Origin of the sequence: uncultured Campylobacter sp., assembly GCF_938045405.1 — a bacterium.
Classification (GTDB): domain Bacteria; phylum Campylobacterota; class Campylobacteria; order Campylobacterales; family Campylobacteraceae; genus Campylobacter_B.
Window position 1 is genome coordinate 1 of the sequence record NZ_CALIMW010000119.1, and the last position, 16063, is coordinate 16063.

General features: G+C 46.8%; 15 protein-coding genes and 1 pseudogene. 12 read left to right on the forward strand and 4 right to left on the reverse strand.

Going from position 1 to position 16063, the window contains the following annotated elements; translation table 11 throughout:
* The 6 genes and pseudogenes from Q0140_RS04335 to Q0140_RS04360 all read left to right on the forward strand — a co-directional run.
* Positions 1–184: pseudogene (locus Q0140_RS04335) on the forward strand (GMP synthase (glutamine-hydrolyzing)); the annotation flags it as partial.
* A gap of 36 nt (positions 185–220) precedes the next feature.
* Positions 221–1147, forward strand: a complete 927-nt coding sequence (locus tag Q0140_RS04340) for a site-specific DNA-methyltransferase (protein ID WP_297926702.1) — start codon at positions 221–223, stop codon at positions 1145–1147.
* The gene (locus Q0140_RS04345; protein ID WP_297962236.1) at positions 1148–2851 is read left to right on the forward strand and encodes a DGQHR domain-containing protein; all 1704 of its coding nucleotides are present in this window, start codon (positions 1148–1150) and stop codon (positions 2849–2851) included. It begins immediately after the preceding gene.
* 23 nt (positions 2852–2874) lie between these two features.
* Complete coding sequence (locus Q0140_RS04350; RefSeq protein ID WP_297962238.1) at positions 2875–3486, forward strand: NAD(P)H-dependent oxidoreductase; 612 nt, start codon at positions 2875–2877, stop codon at positions 3484–3486.
* Positions 3487–3607: 121 nt separating this feature from the next.
* On the forward strand, positions 3608–3808 hold the full coding sequence (locus Q0140_RS04355; protein WP_297902627.1) for a hypothetical protein: 201 nt from the start codon (positions 3608–3610) through the stop codon (positions 3806–3808).
* Positions 3809–4072: 264 nt separating this feature from the next.
* A complete protein-coding gene (locus Q0140_RS04360; protein ID WP_297962240.1) occupies positions 4073–5407 on the forward strand; it encodes a hypothetical protein in 1335 nt (444 codons plus the stop codon).
* A gap of 382 nt (positions 5408–5789) precedes the next feature.
* Here the strand turns inward: Q0140_RS04360 and kcuS are convergent, their stop codons facing one another.
* A complete protein-coding gene (kcuS, locus tag Q0140_RS04365) occupies positions 5790–6005 on the reverse strand; it encodes a KCU-star family selenoprotein (protein ID WP_297962242.1) in 216 nt (71 codons plus the stop codon).
* Positions 5992–8073, reverse strand: coding sequence for a carbon starvation CstA family protein (locus Q0140_RS04370; protein WP_297962244.1), 2082 nt, complete (start codon positions 8071–8073; stop codon positions 5992–5994). The genes kcuS and Q0140_RS04370 overlap by 14 nt, the downstream gene beginning before the upstream one ends.
* Before the next feature lie 558 nt (positions 8074–8631).
* Between Q0140_RS04370 and Q0140_RS04375 the strand changes: the two genes are divergently transcribed.
* From Q0140_RS04375 to Q0140_RS04400, 6 genes are all read left to right on the forward strand, one after another.
* On the forward strand, positions 8632–9600 hold the full coding sequence (locus Q0140_RS04375) for an iron ABC transporter permease (RefSeq protein WP_297962246.1): 969 nt from the start codon (positions 8632–8634) through the stop codon (positions 9598–9600).
* On the forward strand, positions 9597–10370 hold the full coding sequence (locus tag Q0140_RS04380) for an ABC transporter ATP-binding protein (RefSeq protein WP_297962248.1): 774 nt from the start codon (positions 9597–9599) through the stop codon (positions 10368–10370). The genes Q0140_RS04375 and Q0140_RS04380 overlap by 4 nt, the downstream gene beginning before the upstream one ends.
* A complete protein-coding gene (locus tag Q0140_RS04385) occupies positions 10367–11149 on the forward strand; it encodes an ABC transporter substrate-binding protein (protein WP_297962250.1) in 783 nt (260 codons plus the stop codon). The genes Q0140_RS04380 and Q0140_RS04385 overlap by 4 nt, the downstream gene beginning before the upstream one ends.
* Complete coding sequence (locus tag Q0140_RS04390; protein WP_297962252.1) at positions 11150–12364, forward strand: radical SAM protein; 1215 nt, start codon at positions 11150–11152, stop codon at positions 12362–12364.
* Entirely contained in the window at positions 12361–12864 is a 504-nt protein-coding gene (locus Q0140_RS04395) for a flavodoxin family protein (protein WP_297880490.1), read from the forward strand. Before Q0140_RS04390 ends, Q0140_RS04395 begins: the two co-directional genes overlap by 4 nt.
* Positions 12865–13516: 652 nt before the next feature.
* On the forward strand, positions 13517–14203 hold the full coding sequence (locus Q0140_RS04400) for a hypothetical protein (RefSeq protein ID WP_297962254.1): 687 nt from the start codon (positions 13517–13519) through the stop codon (positions 14201–14203).
* A 445-nt stretch (positions 14204–14648) separates the two neighbouring features.
* Here Q0140_RS04400 and Q0140_RS04405 read toward each other — a convergent pair whose 3' ends face one another.
* Positions 14649–14888: a DUF333 domain-containing protein gene (locus Q0140_RS04405; protein ID WP_177388543.1), complete on the reverse strand. Its 240-nt coding sequence runs from the start codon at positions 14886–14888 to the stop codon at positions 14649–14651.
* Positions 14889–15305: 417 nt separating this feature from the next.
* Positions 15306–16063, reverse strand: a 758-nt coding sequence (gene serC / locus Q0140_RS04410; RefSeq protein WP_297962256.1) for a 3-phosphoserine/phosphohydroxythreonine transaminase, incomplete at its 5' end; no start/stop codon positions are given.

A 16063-nucleotide genomic window follows, 5' to 3' on the forward strand; every position in this document is an offset into this window, starting at 1 on the left:
CTATGAAAACGCCGTGTGCGTGCGCGTAGTGGACGCTAGCGACGGCATGACGGCCAGCTTCTCGCGCTTGCCGTACGACCTGCTAGAAAACGTCTCTCGACGCATCATAAACGAAGTAGACGGCATCAACCGCGTAGTTTACGACATCTCAAGTAAACCGCCCGCAACGATAGAGTGGGAGTGAGAATATTTTAATTATTTTTATAGGGGTTGACGAACTTTGGAAAATATAAAAATTGCTGAAAAATTTAATGAAAATAATAGTATAACAATATTTAATGGGGATTGTATTAAATTACTTAAGAATATACCAGATGAATTTTGCGATTTAATTATAACTTCCCCCCCATATTGTATGAATAAAGCGTATGAGAATTTGCACGACGATATTGAAACTTTTAAAAAACAACAGTCATCTATATTTGGTGACATTTATCGTGTATTAAAAAAAGGAGGAAGTCTATGTTGGCAAACCGGTTATCATATTAGCAAATCAGAGGTTATTCCTTTGGATTATTATGTTTATCAGATATTTAGTGAAAATAACCGTAGTTTAGAATATCCGCTCCTACTAAGAAATAGATTAATTTGGACTTTTGGACATGGGCTAAATAGTTCAAAACGTTTTAGTGGAAGACATGAAACAATACTATGGTTTACAAAAGGCAAAGAATATAATTTTAATTTAGACAATATACGTATACCACAAAAATACCCAGGCAAACGTTCATATAAAGGAGAGAATAAAGGGGAATTTAGCGGTAACCCTTTGGGTAAGAACCCATCGGATGTGTGGGATATACCAAATGTTAAGGCCAACCATATAGAAAAAACAAAGCATCCATGCCAATTCCCAATTGCTATTCCACAAAGGTTAATTAAAGCATTGACACCCATCAATGGAATAGTTTTGGATCCGTTTATGGGTTCTGGAACATCAGGTGTAGCATCCATACTAGAGCAGAGGTGCTTTGTGGGGGCAGAGATACAAAAAGAATACTTTAATATTGCCAAAACGCGTATTCAGGAAGCTATTGATGGGGTTATAAAAGTCAGAAAGGATGTACCGGTTATGGAGCCTGACTTAAATAGTTCGGTTGCGATGTTGCCAGAAGAATTCCGTAAAATTAGAGAAGGACAAGCATAAATGTCTAAAAGTATTAGAAAATCAAAAAAATCTCCGGAAGAAATAAAAAAGGCAAGATTATCTAGAAATTTTAGAAATAGTATAAAGAATACTTTTATTATGGCGGGTTTTAAATATTTAAACACTCAAAATAAACACTTTAAAATAGGGCATAGAACCGTAGAATTAGATTTTATATTTATTTATGAGAATATAATTTTGATTTGTGAGGATACTGTAACAAAAACAGACAATATTAAAGATCATGTTAGAAAAAAGCATGAAGGATTTGTAGAAATAAATAAAAATTTAACAAACTTTTACCAATGGTTATATGATAATTTTCAAGATTCATTTATTAAACAATATTCATTAGATAGATATAAAATCAAGTTTTTATATTTTTCCCAAGAAAAACTTGATTTTAGCGATGATGATTATAAATTATACCCATTGATAAAATTCGTTGACCATAATGCTTTAATGTATTTATCTAAAATGTCAAAATGTATAAAAAAGTCGGCCAGGTATGAAATTTTTAGGTTCTTGGGGCTAAATGATGATGATATAGGTATTATTACTGCAGAAAGCAGTCCGAAAGAGATAAAAACTACGATAATTACTCCTAAATCTTTTACTGGCATTAAAGATAATGTAAGAATAGTGTCTTTCATGATATCTGCAGAAACATTAATAAAAAACTCTTATGTCTTAAGAAAAGATAACTGGGAAGATTCTTCTTTGCTTTATCAACGTCTAATTCAGGATAAAAGAGTTAACAGTATAAGAAAATTTTTAGTAACAAATAAAGAAGCTTTTTATAATAATATTATTGTAGCTTTGCCTGAAGATATTTCTTTCAAAAAAGATAATATACCTATTAATATTGATGAAATCAATAAGCATGACGTATGCACTATGCTTATCCCAAATTGTATGAATAGTATATGTATTATTGATGGACAACATCGTATTTATGCTCATTATGAAGGTTTAGAAACAGATAGTGATGAGCCTAAAATATCACAGTTAAGAAAAGAGTTACACTTATTAGTTACGGGTCTTATTTTTCCAAAAGGTATGTCGGATACTAAAAAAATAAAGATACAGAGTGAAATATTTTTAGATATTAATTCCAATGCTAAACCGGTATCTCAAGATGTATTATTACATATTCAAATGGTTAAAGATCCTATTTCAGATTTTGGTTTATCTAGGTCAATCATTGATCTCCTAAATAAAAAGAGTATTTTTCTAAATAAATTTGAAATGTCATTATTGGATGAAAACAAAATTAAAATTGCATCAATAATCAAATTTGCGTTGCGTTATTTAATAACTTTAGATCCCAAAGATGGTAGAAAAAATCTATTCTTTCACTGGGATGGCGATAAAGAGGCACTAAAAAAAATGGATGATGCATCCTTGAATAAATATAAGGAATTTTGCGTAGAAAAAATTTCAATATATTTTAAGGCAATAAAGAAGCATTTCAAGAGCGAATGGCATGATCCTCAATCTAAGATATTATCTGTAATATCTATAAATGGGTTTATTATGAGTTATCTTGCACTTATTGATAAATATGGAATTAAAGATTTTGAATTTTACGATAAACTTTTAAGTAAGTTAGATTTCGATTTTTCAAAAGATAATTTTCCATATACATCAAGTCAATATGCAAAATTCTCTAGAGAAATTATAAAAAAATTAGAAATTGAATAGCAATATGAAATAAAGCAAAAAAAATGGAGCAAATTTCTGTTATCCTGGCACACCCTTACGAAAAAAGCCTAAACGCAGCAATCGCGAATGCAGCGGTAGAAAAGCTGCAAAATAGCGGCTACGAGGTTAAATTTCATGATCTATATAAGGAGAAATTTAATCCGATCCTTAGCGGCGCTGAGCTCGTGAGCGATGAAAGCGACGACGAGCTGTTAAAGGCGCATCAAAAAGACATAGCAAACGCCCACGGCATCGTGATTGTCCATCCGAACTGGTGGGGCGAGCCGCCCGCCATCCTCAAGGGCTGGATTGACCGTGTGCTAAGGCAGAGAGTAGCCTACGATTTTGCGCCGGGCGATAACGGCGGCGGGCTTCCGATAGGACTTTTAAAGGCTAAAGCCGCCGTAGTTTTCAACACCTCCAACACCCCCGAGGCCAGAGAAAACAAGATATTCGGCGATCCGCTGGAAAGAATTTGGAAAAGCTGCATTTTTGATTTTTGCGGCGTGAAAACCTTTGAGCGGCTGATGTTTAGAGTGGTCGCGGATAGCGACGAGGTCGAGCGAAAGGTCTGGTTAGAGCAGGTAGCGCAGACGCTGGATAGGTACTTTCCGAAGCAGATTAATTTGCTTTAAATTTAAAAATGCGCTGCTCGCAAAATCCGAACGGCATAGAATTTGACTGCCTATTTAAACAGATGCGCGCCGAATTCGCTCGCACATTTGGCGCAAAATCTATGAAATTTAGGAGGTAATCATGCTTAGATTAATCGCTGCGATGGCGATTTTAGCGGCTCTCATATACTTCGTCATGGGAGGCGGCGGCAAAAAGACGATCAAGGATTACAAAAATTTAAGCCGCGAGGAGCTGGAGACTTTATGCCTCGAAAAGAACGATAAAATCGCCTGCCAGCGTATCGCCGTGGACTATATCAAAGAAAATAAACCGAAAAAATGATCTAAATTTGCGAGGCTAATTTTGCGGTTTCGCTCAAACAGCGCGCGGTTAAATTTCTTTCTAGCCCGGTCCAAACGCTGCACAGATAAATTTGCCCGCAAAGCACGGCTAAAATGCCGATTTGATCGGTACCGAGCGCCGCGCAAATAGCGTAAATTTAAAAGCAATAATTCAAGTATTAGCATGCGCGCTGAAAAACCGCTAGCCAAAATTAAAAGCAATAAATCGCGCTGTGTTCTTACGCGCAGACGGAAGGAGCGACGGATGAAAATTTTATGGCAAAGCAGGCTTCAAAATAGACTTCGCGATATCGGCGAAAACATCCTAATTAAGGGTGATCACGCATTTTACGCAGGCGATAACGACGAGCAAAAGCAGATGAAGCTTAGAAAATTCTCGCTTGCAAGCGGCGAGCAGTTAGCCTGCGCGCCTTTCCGCGATTTTACCCGTGCCGCGACCTTTGACGATGACGGCCACACGCTCGTAGTTTTGGGCTTTATTGACGCGATTTATAAATTTAACGCCGCGGATCTCGCGCTCATCTCAAAGCACAAAAAGGGCGTGCTAAAATACGGCAATTTTATCGCGCTAAGTAGCAAGGGTGGCGATAAAAAGGCTATTACGGCAACCGACGACACGCTTTTTATTTACGATTTTAAGACGCAGACGGGCACGCGAAAGCGATTAAAGGGCTGCGTAGCGATTTTTAAGCAAGATAAGCTAAATTTCTTGATTTTTACGCGCTCGGGTCAAATTTACCGCCTAAATTTGAGCGGTTGCGAGCTTAAAATCATTGCCAAAACTTGCCCTATGACGCAGGCACAGCGCGCGAGCGGCGGATATTGCATTCGCGTGGGCGAAGCGGGCGAAAACGGCAAAATAGAGGGTGCTAACGAGCTAGTTTTTACGGACGTAAATTTTAACGTTAAATTCCGCGTGGAGCTGGACTTTGATTTCGATAGATTCGAGCTTGCAGCAGATGGACCAGACGGCTGGCGCGGACACTTTATAAACGAGCCGAATGAGCTGAGGGTTCTTGATCTGCGTAGAGAGGCGGGCGGCTTCGAGCACGGCAAAACGGGCGACCTCGAGAGCGGCGAGCACGACGACTCGGGCAAATTTGCGCACGATAAAGCCGAGGAATTTAGATGTGACGAAGCGGACGAATTTAATCGCGGCGGCTCGGGCGAATTTACGCAGGGCAAGGCGAGCAAATCCGGATGCGAAGCGACGGATAAATTTGAGTACGACGAGCCCTTTAAATTTAAACTCGGCGAGCAGGTCCAATACCTCGCGGCAAAGTCCGTGTTGGCGCATAAATTTAAACAAAAGGGTGCGAGAATTTTAGGCGTCGTTACGGCTGCTTCTTGCCGGGCTGCGAGCATAAAATACGAAGCGGAGCAAAAGGACGCATTTGCCGAGCAAAATTTAGCGCCCAAAGGCGGCCGTGGTATCAAAAACCGTGAATATTCACTCCTCGCTCCCGGTAAAAATGAAAAACGCAGGCATCGCACGCCCGAGCGCGCCCGCGATCTCGTACTAGTCGATAACGCCTACGACGAGGACGCGGATCAAATTTTAACCTGCTATGAGATCTAAGCCATTGTCCAAGCACACCCATATTCCTGATTTAAAATTTGCAGCCGTGATTTCGCGCCTTTAATTAAGGCAGGTTTGTTAAAAATTTTACAAAATTTTTATATAGAATTCTACCAAAACGCGGAAATAGCCGTTTAAAAATTCTACGACATGCAGGCGAGACCGTTGCAAAACGGCGCGGCTAGCGATGAGTACGGCGCGGCGGCGAATAAATCTTAACGCCATAAGTGCGAGCAAATTTAAAGCGCTCTTCAAGAGGCATGCGCAAAATTTATCCCGAGCAGCGGGCTAAATTTCATGACTCGCGCACCCGCACCCTATCAAATTTAAAATTTCAGATCAACGACGATTTGTACGGCGCGACCGCGCCCTTTCGCCGCTATCAGCACTTGACGTTTTTTGCCTTGCTATCTTGCATCGCACGGAAAAATTCCGCCCTGCTTAGCGGGATTTCGTCCGGATGAGCGCTTCTGAAATGGCTCAGATAGCCCTCGTAATCGCCGAGCCCGATGAGCGGCGCAAGTGCGGCATCCGCGCGCGCCAAAAACCTCGCCACGGCCTTCGGGGCTGCGAGCGGATTAAATTTAAACTTTTTCATAAACGCCCCTGTCCACGTACTCGCTTTCTGCTAGCTTGAAATATCCCTCGCTCGCGCCGCCTTTTGAAATTTTAAGGCACATTCGGATCGTTTGGGCGATGACGATGATCGTAACGACGACGAAAAGAGCGCATAGCACGGCGTCGATGACGTTATTTCTGATGATAGCCTGCGCCTTTTCGATCGCCGCGGGATCGCTCAGGCTAGCGAGCTTGGCGGCGGTATTTTGCGCGATAGCCACGTGGCTTACCGCGTCGTGCACGCGCTCGCCGTTAGCCGGCATCAGCTTCAAGATCGCCGCATAAAGCGTAGTTATAAGCACCCAAATCGCAGGAGCGATCGTAACGAAGGCGTATTTTTGCTTGCCCATTTTAAAAAGCACCACCGTCGCGAGCAGCAGCGCGATGCCCGCGAGCATCTGATTGGACGCGCCGAAAAGCGGCCACAGCGTGTAAATTCCGCCCATAGGATCGGTAACGCCGCTGTAGAGCAGATAGCCCCAGCCCGCCACGCAGATCAGCGTCGCGATGATGCCGTAGAGGGAATTTTTAGTATCGGAGAATGGTTTATAGACGTTGCCTAAAATTTCTTGCACCATAAAGCGCCCCGTGCGCGTGCCCGCATCGACCGCGGTCAGAATAAACAGCGCCTCAAACAAGATCGCGAAATGGTACCAAAACGCCATCAGCTCCTTGCCGCCGATGATCTGATGCAGTAGCATCGTTAGCCCCATCGCAAAGGTAGGAGCGCCGCCCGTGCGGCTCATCATCGTGGTTTCGCCGACGTTTGAAGCCAAAGCGCCGATCTGCTCGGGCGTAATACTAAATCCGATAGAATTTATATACGCCGCGGCGCTTACCGCGTCTTTGCCGAGCACTGCAGCGGGCGAGTTAATAGCGAAGTATTCGCCCGGGCTTAGGATGCACGCCGCTACGAGCGCCATTACGCCCACGAGGCTCTCCATAAGCATCGAGCCGTAGCCGATGAAAAGAGTATGGGTTTCGCGCTCGACCATCTTCGGCGTCGTGCCGCTGGAGATCAGCGCGTGAAAGCCCGAGATCGCGCCGCATGCGATAGTGATAAACAAAAACGGAAATATCGGACCTGCAAAAACAGGACCCGTGCCGTCGATAAATTTCGTCGTAGCGGGCATTTTAAGCTCGGGCGCGACAAAGATTATCGCGACCGCCATGCCGATGATGACGCCGAGTTTAAGGAAAGTACTTAGATAATCGCGCGGCGCGAGCAGTAGCCACACGGGCAAGATCGCCGCGATAAAGCCGTAGCCGATAGTAAGAAGCGCGAGCGTCTCGCCCTTTAGCGAAAAAACGTCGTGCCAGTACGGATCGATCGCTACGTAATGCCCGCCCCAAAGCGAAAGCATCAGCAAAATAAAGCCGATGATCGATGCCTCGCTGACCTTGCCCGGGCGCAAGAACCTCATGTAAATTCCCATAAATACGGCGATCGGTATCGTCATCGCGATCGTAAAAAGCCCCCACGGCGAGTTCGCGAGCGCTTTTACGACGACCATCGCCAAAATCGCCACGATGATCAGCATGATGAAAAAAATCCCGATCATCGCGATGCCGCCGGTGAGCTTGCCCATCTCATCTTTGATCATCTCGCCGAGGCTCTTGCCGCCGCGTCGCGTGGAGAGCACGAGCACGATGAAATCATGTACCGCGCCTGCAAGCACTACGCCCACCAAAAGCCAGATCATGCCTGGCAGATAGCCCATCTGTGCGGCCACTACCGGGCCTACGAGCGGTCCGGCGCCTGCGATAGCGGCGAAATGGTGGCCGAAAAGGACGTATTTGTTCGTAGGGACGTAATCTCGTCCGTCGTTTCGGATCACCGCAGGAGTTGCGCGGCGATCGTCCAGCTCAAAGACGCGATACGCGATAAAGCGCCCGTAGAAGGTGTATCCGATCAGATAGATGCACGCGCTAGCTACTACAAGCCAGACGGCGCTGATGCTCTCGCCCTTATTTAGCGCAAGTACGCCGAAACACCACGCCCCTATGACGGCGACCGCCGCCCAAAGGATCTTTTGCCAAAATTTCATGCTCACTCCTTAAAGCTTAGCGAGCGGCTTTGGCGCAATTCGTCGTTTAACAAAACGGCTTGCGGCTTTAAAGCTGGGCTCGTTAAATAAAATTTAGTGCGTATTTTATCGGCGTTTTTATAATTTAAAGCTGAATCACGAAATTAAAAAGAGCTCTTTCGGCGTTTAAATTTAGCGCCTAAATTTTGAATTTCAAATTTAAATAGGCGGCTTGGAGACGCGCGAAATTTTAACATTTAATCACCCCAAATTTAACTCCGCAGCTCTTAGCCGTTACGGAATTTATCGCGGTTTAAGAAATCAAGCGATAAAATCCCATGATAACGATTTTAATTTCTTAATAAAAATCGCGAATACTTTTAGGAGGAAATTTATGCCGGATCAGGTGTGCGGCTATGTACTTTTTCGCGCTGATATCAAAAGCTATGCAAGCTTCAAAAATAATTGCGCCAGCCGCGAGAATTTCATAAATTCCGCATGCATAAATTCCTGGCACCGTTTAAATTTTAAAAATATCCGCCGCGACGAAATCTGCGCGTATAGTTCGCCTGGTGGGCTATGAGCTTTAAATTTTATCTCTTTCTAATCGTAGCTTTCATATTGCTTGCTTTAGTAGCCGTAAGTAGCGGCGGGGCGAGCATTTCGCTGGGCGACATCGTAAAATTTTTCACCTTCGGCGAGATAGACGAGACCAAACAGCTCATCTTGCTGCAAATGCGTCTGCCGCGCCTCGTGCTTGGAATTTTAATAGGCGCGCTGCTGGCAACTTCGGGGGTGGTGGTGCAAAGCGTATTTTTAAACCCACTTGCAGATCCATACATCATCGGCATCGCCTCGGCAGCGACTTTCGGCGCGGTTATAGCTTACCTGCTGGGGCTTAGCGACATTTTTTACGGAATTTTCGCGTTTTTGGCCGCCAGCGGGCTTTCGCTCGTGATCTTTAAGCTTGCGGCTCACACCCGCTCGATCTCGACTCTGCTGATCGTAGGCATCGCCGTATCGTCCTTTTTGGGCGCATTTACATCCTTCGCGGTCTATCTAATCGGAGAGGATAGCTTTAGGATTACGGCGTGGATGATGGGCTATCTAGGCGGCGCAAACTGGCAAAAGATCGCGCTTTTGCTGCCGCCGCTGCTGTTTTGCATGGCGTATTTTTACGCGAAGCGTCACGAGCTAAATATCATCTTAAACGGTGACGAGGAGGCGAAGTCGCTAGGGCTCAACGTCGAGAAGTCCAAAAAGAGCCTACTCATCGTCTCCTCGCTCATCATCGGCTTTTCGGTCGCATTTACGGGGATGATAGGCTTCGTGGGGCTCATCATTCCGCACACGCTTCGCATGGCGCTTCATACGGCGAGCAACGCCGTGCTGATCCCTGCTAGCGCGCTTACCGGCGGAGTTTTTTTGGTTTTTTGCGACGTAATCGCTAAAAACGCCCTCTCGCCGGTAGAAATTCCGATCGGCGTGGTGACCTCCTTTTTCGGCGCGCCCTTTTTTCTATACCTCGCGTTTAGGAAGCATGCATGAAAATTTCGGCGCTAAACTTCAGCTACGGCAAGCGGGCGATCTTGCGAGGCATAGAGTTAAATTTAAAGCGGGGTAAATTTTACGGGATTTTGGGTCCTAACGGCTGCGGCAAGAGCACTTTGCTAAAAAATATCTTGCAAATTTTAAAGCCCGCAAGCGGCATCATCGAAATAAACGGTAAAAAGGCAAGCGAGTATAGCCTCAAAGAGCTTGCCGCGCTCATCGGCTTCGTGCCGCAAAAAACAGCCCTTGCAGCCGCACTAAACGTGAATGAAATTTTACTTGCGGGCAGATTTTGCCGCCTAAAAAGCGCATTTAGCGGCTACGATGCGAGCGACCGCGACAAGGTAGAGCAAATCGCCGAGCTTTTGGACGTGAAGAAATTTTTAAATCGCAGCGCGTTTGAGCTAAGCGGCGGCGAGTTCGGGCGCGTGCTACTTGCCAGAGCGCTCGTAAGCGAGCCTGAAATTTTACTGCTCGATGAGCCCACGGGCGCGCTTGATATGAACTACGCGATCGAGGCGATGAAGATATGCGAAAATTTAACCAAAACGCTAAATTTAACGAGCGTCATCGTGCTGCACGATCTAAATTTAGCCTCGCTGTTTTGCGATGAAATTTTGATGCTAAAAGACGGCGCGGTAAGGTATCGCGGTAGCGCGAGCGAGCTTTTTACGCCGCAGATCATAAAAGAAATTTACGGCTTTGACGCCCTGATAGTCGAAAATTTGGGAACCAAATTTATCTTACCGCAAAAGGAGAAAATGTGAAAAAAATTCTTATAGCTTTGCTTTCGGCGAGTTTTGCGCTCGCCAAAGGCCTGGTAGTGCTCGACCCCGCTGCAGTCGAGATCATCTACGCTTTAGGCGCGCAGGATCAGATCGCTGCGATCTCAACTACCTCGATGAGCAAGATCCGCCCGGAGGCAGAAACCGCGAAACTGCCTAGCGTAGGCACCTACGTCAAGCCGAATATGGAAAAAATCGTCGAGCTTAAGCCCGATCTGGTTATCACGAGCTTTCACTCAGCGGGCGTTAGCGAGAATCTGCAAAAGCTAGGGCTTAAGAGCCTTGCGATGGATGCGAACTCCACCGCAGAGATCTGCCAAAACGTAAAGAAGGTCGCCGCAATCGTAAAAAAAGAGAGCGAGGCGGATAAAATTTGCGCGCAGATGGATGGAATTTTTGCAGACAAACCCGCTCTTCGCGGCAAAAAAGTAGCGCTATTTTTCGGCTCAAACGCCACTATGGCTTTCAATGACAAAACCCTCATCGGCGATATCTTCGCTCGCCTAGGCGCCAAAAATATCGCAGACGGCCTAAAAGGCAGCACGCCTTCGGTATCTGCCGAATACATCCTCGAGCAAAACCCCGATATAATCGTAGTCGTGGGCGGCGAGACGGAGGATTTTTTAAAGGCAAATCCGATCCTTAGCAACACCAAAGCAGTAAAATCGGGCAAAATTTTAAAAGCCCCGACGCTCATCTTGCGCGGAAGCCCGCAGATCGGTGAGACGGTAGATGAAATTTACGCAGAGGCAACGAAATAGATGTTTAAAGAACGCATTAAATCCCACCACCGCTCCAAACTTTTCGAGAGCGTCTCTGCGAGCGAAAACGAGCTGTTCGACGCGCTGGAGCAACCCGCCAAAGACAGCGACTGCGTGATCTATCTGCATGTGCCCTTTTGCGACAACATCTGCTCGTTTTGTTCGATGATGCGCTCCAAACTCGGCGACGAGCTGGACGAATACGCTAAATTTTTGATCCGCCAGATCAAAGACTACGGCGAGATGCCCTATTTCGATACTAAAAAGATCAAAAGCATCTACTTCGGCGGCGGCACGCCGAGCGTATTTAGCGAAGCTCACTTCGAAAAGGTTCTGGGCGCGCTGCATAAAAATTTTAATATTGCGGACGACTGCGAGATCAGCATAGAGACCACGCTGCATAATCTAGATACGCAAAAAGCGCTCGCTCTGCAAAGCTTCGGCGTAAACCGCTTTAGCATCGGCGTGCAGACCTTCAGCAGACAGGGGCGCGCGCTTTTAAACCGCGTGCATAAGCCCGCTCGCGCAATCGAGCGACTAAAAGAGCTTAGAGAAAAATTTGACGGCATGCTCTGCTGCGACATCATCTACAACTTCCCGAACGAAAGCGTGGAGGAAGCGCTAGAGGACGCGCACTACGTAAATGAGCTAGGTCTAGATAGCGCCAGCTTTTACTCGCTGATGTTTTTCGAAGGCTCGGAGCTATCCAAAAAGATCGACACCTCCTACTACGATCTGCCGACTGATAAAAAGCTGCACCATGCCTTTGCAGAGGCGCTACTGCAAAGCGGGAATTTCGAGGTTTTGGAGCTTACCAAACTTGCTCGAAAAGGTCGCGATAACTACGGCTACATCAAGCTAAGCCACAAGGGCACGGATATCCTACCTATCGGCAACGGCGCGGGCGGACACGTAGCGGGCTTCGGAATTTACGGCGTGTCGGGGCACAAGATGATCTCGCGAATCGATGAGCGCGAGGCAAAATATAGCGTGCTAAACAATCTGTTCCAATACCCGATCGTAAGCTTAAACGAGCTAAAAGAGGCTCTGAGTGCGAGCATTTACGACGAAGCGGTGCAAAAACTCAAAGAATTTGAGAGCTGGGGGCTTTTGGAGCTAAAAGATCAAAGATCGATCTTGAGCTTGGACGGAATTTTTTGGGGCAACAATATTAACGAAGAGATAGCAAACATTATTAGAAAGGATTTTGTATGAAAAAAATCGTGCTTTACACCTCACAAACGGGTAACACGAAAAAGGTGGGCGACGCGATCGCCGAGCAACTGGGCTGCGAGAGTCTAAATTTCCGCGACTTTGAAGGCGAGGTCGATGACTACGATTTCATAGCCTTGGGCTTTTACGTCGATAAGGGCGAAGCAGAGGCGAAATTTATGCGCTTTTTACGCAAGATTCACGGCAAGAAGCTTGGCGTTTTTATGACTCTGGGCGCAGAGCCGGACGGCGAGCACTCGCGCAAGTGCCTGGATACCTTTGAAGAGGGGCTTAAAGCAAACGGCAACGAGATCATAAGGGAGTTTGCCTGCCAGGGCGCGATTGATCCGAATCTGCTTGAAACGATGCGCAAAATGGCGGCCGGCGGCAACTCGCCCCATCCTATCACTCCCGAGCGACTTGCGCGCTGGGCGGAGGCTGCTAAACACCCGGACGAGAAGGATCTGGCGGACGCAAAAGCAGCATTTGCGGGGATAGAATAAAATTTAAAGCAAGCCGCGCAAACTGCTGCGCGGCGAAACAAAACCAAATAAAATTTCACACTACTTAATGCGCGATTTGGAATTTTATCTTTTACTAAATTTGGATGATAAATTTCATTACTACAAGCAAATTTGCCGCTGCAGGCGCAGGTCTTGCTCTAGAATTTAAACGATAAAATTTCATTTCGCGCGCAACGGATCAAATAATGCCGCCGACTTTGCGCCGCCGATGCGCGCTCTTAGCGTGAAGCCCGCTTTTGCGAGCGAGCCGCCTGCGAGTGCTGCAGCAGCCGCCATTATCCAATACGCTGCCCGCCATTTTACGACGGCCTGAGCGCGAAAAATCCGCTTCTGCGAGCGAGCTGCCTGCGAGTACTGCGGTCGCGATTATCGGTTATCGCCCGTCGCCACGCGCCGTCGGGCGCCGCTCTCCCGCCGCGCGATACCCATCCACCGCTACTAACCGCCCGCACGACAACCCGTCGCCGCTCATCGCCCCGCCGCTTTGTCGCAGTACTGAACCCAAACCGAACCGCTAAATTTTAAATTCTACAAAAGTCTCATCGCGCGTAAATTTTAATTCGGCAAATGCGCGAAATTTAGGTAAAATTCCACGCAAGCGCTTTGACGGTCAAAATTTAAAGGGGTGAAAATGACGAATTTCGAGTACGCTAGTCACATTAACGAGGCTGCGGGGCTAGATCTTGATTTAGATTGCGAAGAGATCGATCTACAGGATAAGCTTTACGGGCTTTTTCAGTGCTTTATGCCTGACGGTGCGGGTGCGCGGGCGGTGTTTGCGCCGCTGCAAAACGGCACCGAGCTACAAGCGCGTATAATGCCGATCTATGCAGTCACGGCGCAGCAGACGCGGGAAGCATTAGATCAGGGCGTGGCGCCAGGGTATTTTTGCCCGCCGCAGGATCCGAAATTTGGTAGCGAAGCGCTTAAGAGCCTAGCTTTAGCGTACGTTCGAAATTTAAAAATTTTTGCCGAATTTCTAGGCAAGAGCGGGCTTTTAAAGATACTTGAGCAGATAAAATCCGCTCGCGTGCAGGAGAGCTTTGATTTTGCGCATAGTAAAGACGAGCTTGCGGACGCCGTCTATGAGGCGATCACGGAGTGGATGATAGATTCGCCTAAGCTCGATACGAAGCTATGGGTGCTCGGCGAGGCGTACTATTCGATCAACTGCGACTACCTGCTACCTGCGTACTTGCAGTATCCAAATTACGCACAAAGGCCGCAGGAGGACTTTTTGAAGCCCTACTTCGAGCTGTATCTAGCGGGACGGCAGATCACGTTTGAACGCAGCGAGGTCGTGGTTTTCACGCGCTAAATTTACGCGGGCAAAGGAAGCGAATGGGCGCTCACAGGCGACTAAAATTTGAGTCTTTCAAAAAAAGGAAGCGAGCGACGTCCACGAACGGCTAAAATTTAAGTTCAGCAAGTATGAGCACAAACGCTTATCGCATATCCAAAAAACCTGCGTCGTAATCAAGCAATCTAGCAGGTTGTCTACGTTGCGTCAAATCGCTTAAAATATTTCTGCTTTGCGTAGCCGCCGCTTTCAGCGCCTTACTGGAGCAAAATCTCCGTACATCGTTGATGTTTGGATAATTGAATTTCTTCCATCACTCTGCTGCCCTCACTTTGTATGAGGTACCCAAATAATTTACTTGTGCTAACGCTTGCTAGTTAGAATTTATCTAAATTTTAAAGAGGAATTTTGACGCAGAATTTTATGGAATTTCGCTACCGTAAATCTCGCAAGCAATAAAATTCTATCGATTTACGCTCTTAAATTTACTCAAATCGCCGCCTGTTTTATAAAATTCTTCAGCGTCGATCATAGTGCCGTCAGGCAGCTTACAAACGGTGTAATCCACGCCGTTGCCGTCTTTGCGGACGATCAGCTCGCCGCCATTTTTGATACAAAAATCCCCAGCAGCGCTAGCCTCTGCGCTCACCGAAGCGAAAGCGCCCACCGCAAGCGCTACTGCAAAAAATCTCTTAAAACTCATTTAAATCCTTTCGTTTAATTTTGCCTGTTTTTAGGGTTAAGCTTAAATTTAGGCGCTAGATACGCTAAACCTGCGCCTACATAAATAAACTGCCTTCCATCCTCGAACACCAATAATAGCGTTTTAAATGTTAAATCCTACCTAATAAATCCCAGCAGCGCCAAGTCCGCTCGCCGCTGCAAAATCAAAGCCATCAGACTTCATCCAATGCAAAATTTTAACATCATAAAATTTCATCTTCAATAAAATTCTAGCGGCGAAATCCAAGCCGCATCAAAGCTATTTCTGCCGTAAAATACCGGCTATAAAAGCGAGGACTATGGCAAATAACTAGCCCAGCGACAAGATAAGCGCAGATCCTAAACAATCTCGTCTATAAGCGCGAGCTGCGCTCAAACCCTCTAAATTTAACCGCCGCTAGCCGTTTTTGCGCGCAAACTCGCTCATAAAAGTGACTAGTTTTTCAACGTCCTCGTAGTTTATCGCGTTGTAGATCGAGGCGCGGATGCCGCCTAAAACGCGGTGTCCTTTAAGCCCGATCATCCCCTCCGCCTCCGCCTGCGCGACGAAAACCGGCTCAAGCGCGGCATCTGCGATATTAAAGCTCACGTTCATCAGACTGCGGCTATCCTTTTGCGCGTGGCCGCGGTAGAAACCGCCGCTAGCATCGATCGCGCCATAAAGTAGCGCCGCTTTGCGCTTGTTGCGCTCGTGCATCGCCGCGAGCCCGCCGATTTCGTCCTTGATCCAGCCGAGCATTAAATTTAGCATGTAAATTCCGAAAGTATTCGGGGTGTTGCTCATCGAGTCCGCGTCCGCCTGCGTCTTGTAGCGCAGGATCATCGGCGTTTTGGGATCTGCGCGGTCCAGCAGATCCTTACGGATAGCCACCATCGTAACACCCGCGGGGCCGCCGTTTTTCTGAATGCCGCCGTAAAACATCCCCACGCTGCCAAGATCCACGGGGCGCGAAAACAGATCGCTCGAGCTATCGACTACGAGCGGACAGCCGCACTGCGGCAGCTGCGGATACTGCGTGCCGTAGATAGTGTTGTTTGAGCAGATGTAGCCGTAATCGGCGTTGTTAGAAAATTTAACCTCGGGGATGCGGTCGAATTTGCTCTCCTCGCTGCTTGCGACCACGCGGTAGTTTATGCCGAGCACGCCCGCTTCCT

What these genes read in the sequence shown, in the direction of transcription:
- Q0140_RS04345 (WP_297962236.1), top strand. Translation starts at nt 1,148, where the DNA reads ATGTCTAAAAGTATTAGAAAATCAAAAAAATCTCCGGAAGAAATAAAA.
- Q0140_RS04350 (WP_297962238.1), top strand. Translation starts at nt 2,875, where the DNA reads ATGGAGCAAATTTCTGTTATCCTGGCACACCCTTACGAAAAAAGCCTA.
- Q0140_RS04355 (WP_297902627.1), top strand. Translation starts at nt 3,608, where the DNA reads ATGCTTAGATTAATCGCTGCGATGGCGATTTTAGCGGCTCTCATATAC.
- Q0140_RS04360 (WP_297962240.1), top strand. Translation starts at nt 4,073, where the DNA reads ATGAAAATTTTATGGCAAAGCAGGCTTCAAAATAGACTTCGCGATATC.
- kcuS (WP_297962242.1), bottom strand. Translation starts at nt 6,005, where the DNA reads ATGAAAAAGTTTAAATTTAATCCGCTCGCAGCCCCGAAGGCCGTGGCG.
- Q0140_RS04370 (WP_297962244.1), bottom strand. Translation starts at nt 8,073, where the DNA reads ATGAAATTTTGGCAAAAGATCCTTTGGGCGGCGGTCGCCGTCATAGGG.
- Q0140_RS04375 (WP_297962246.1), top strand. Translation starts at nt 8,632, where the DNA reads ATGAGCTTTAAATTTTATCTCTTTCTAATCGTAGCTTTCATATTGCTT.
- Q0140_RS04380 (WP_297962248.1), top strand. Translation starts at nt 9,597, where the DNA reads ATGAAAATTTCGGCGCTAAACTTCAGCTACGGCAAGCGGGCGATCTTG.
- Q0140_RS04390 (WP_297962252.1), top strand. Translation starts at nt 11,150, where the DNA reads ATGTTTAAAGAACGCATTAAATCCCACCACCGCTCCAAACTTTTCGAG.
- Q0140_RS04395 (WP_297880490.1), top strand. Translation starts at nt 12,361, where the DNA reads ATGAAAAAAATCGTGCTTTACACCTCACAAACGGGTAACACGAAAAAG.
- Q0140_RS04400 (WP_297962254.1), top strand. Translation starts at nt 13,517, where the DNA reads ATGACGAATTTCGAGTACGCTAGTCACATTAACGAGGCTGCGGGGCTA.
- Q0140_RS04405 (WP_177388543.1), bottom strand. Translation starts at nt 14,888, where the DNA reads ATGAGTTTTAAGAGATTTTTTGCAGTAGCGCTTGCGGTGGGCGCTTTC.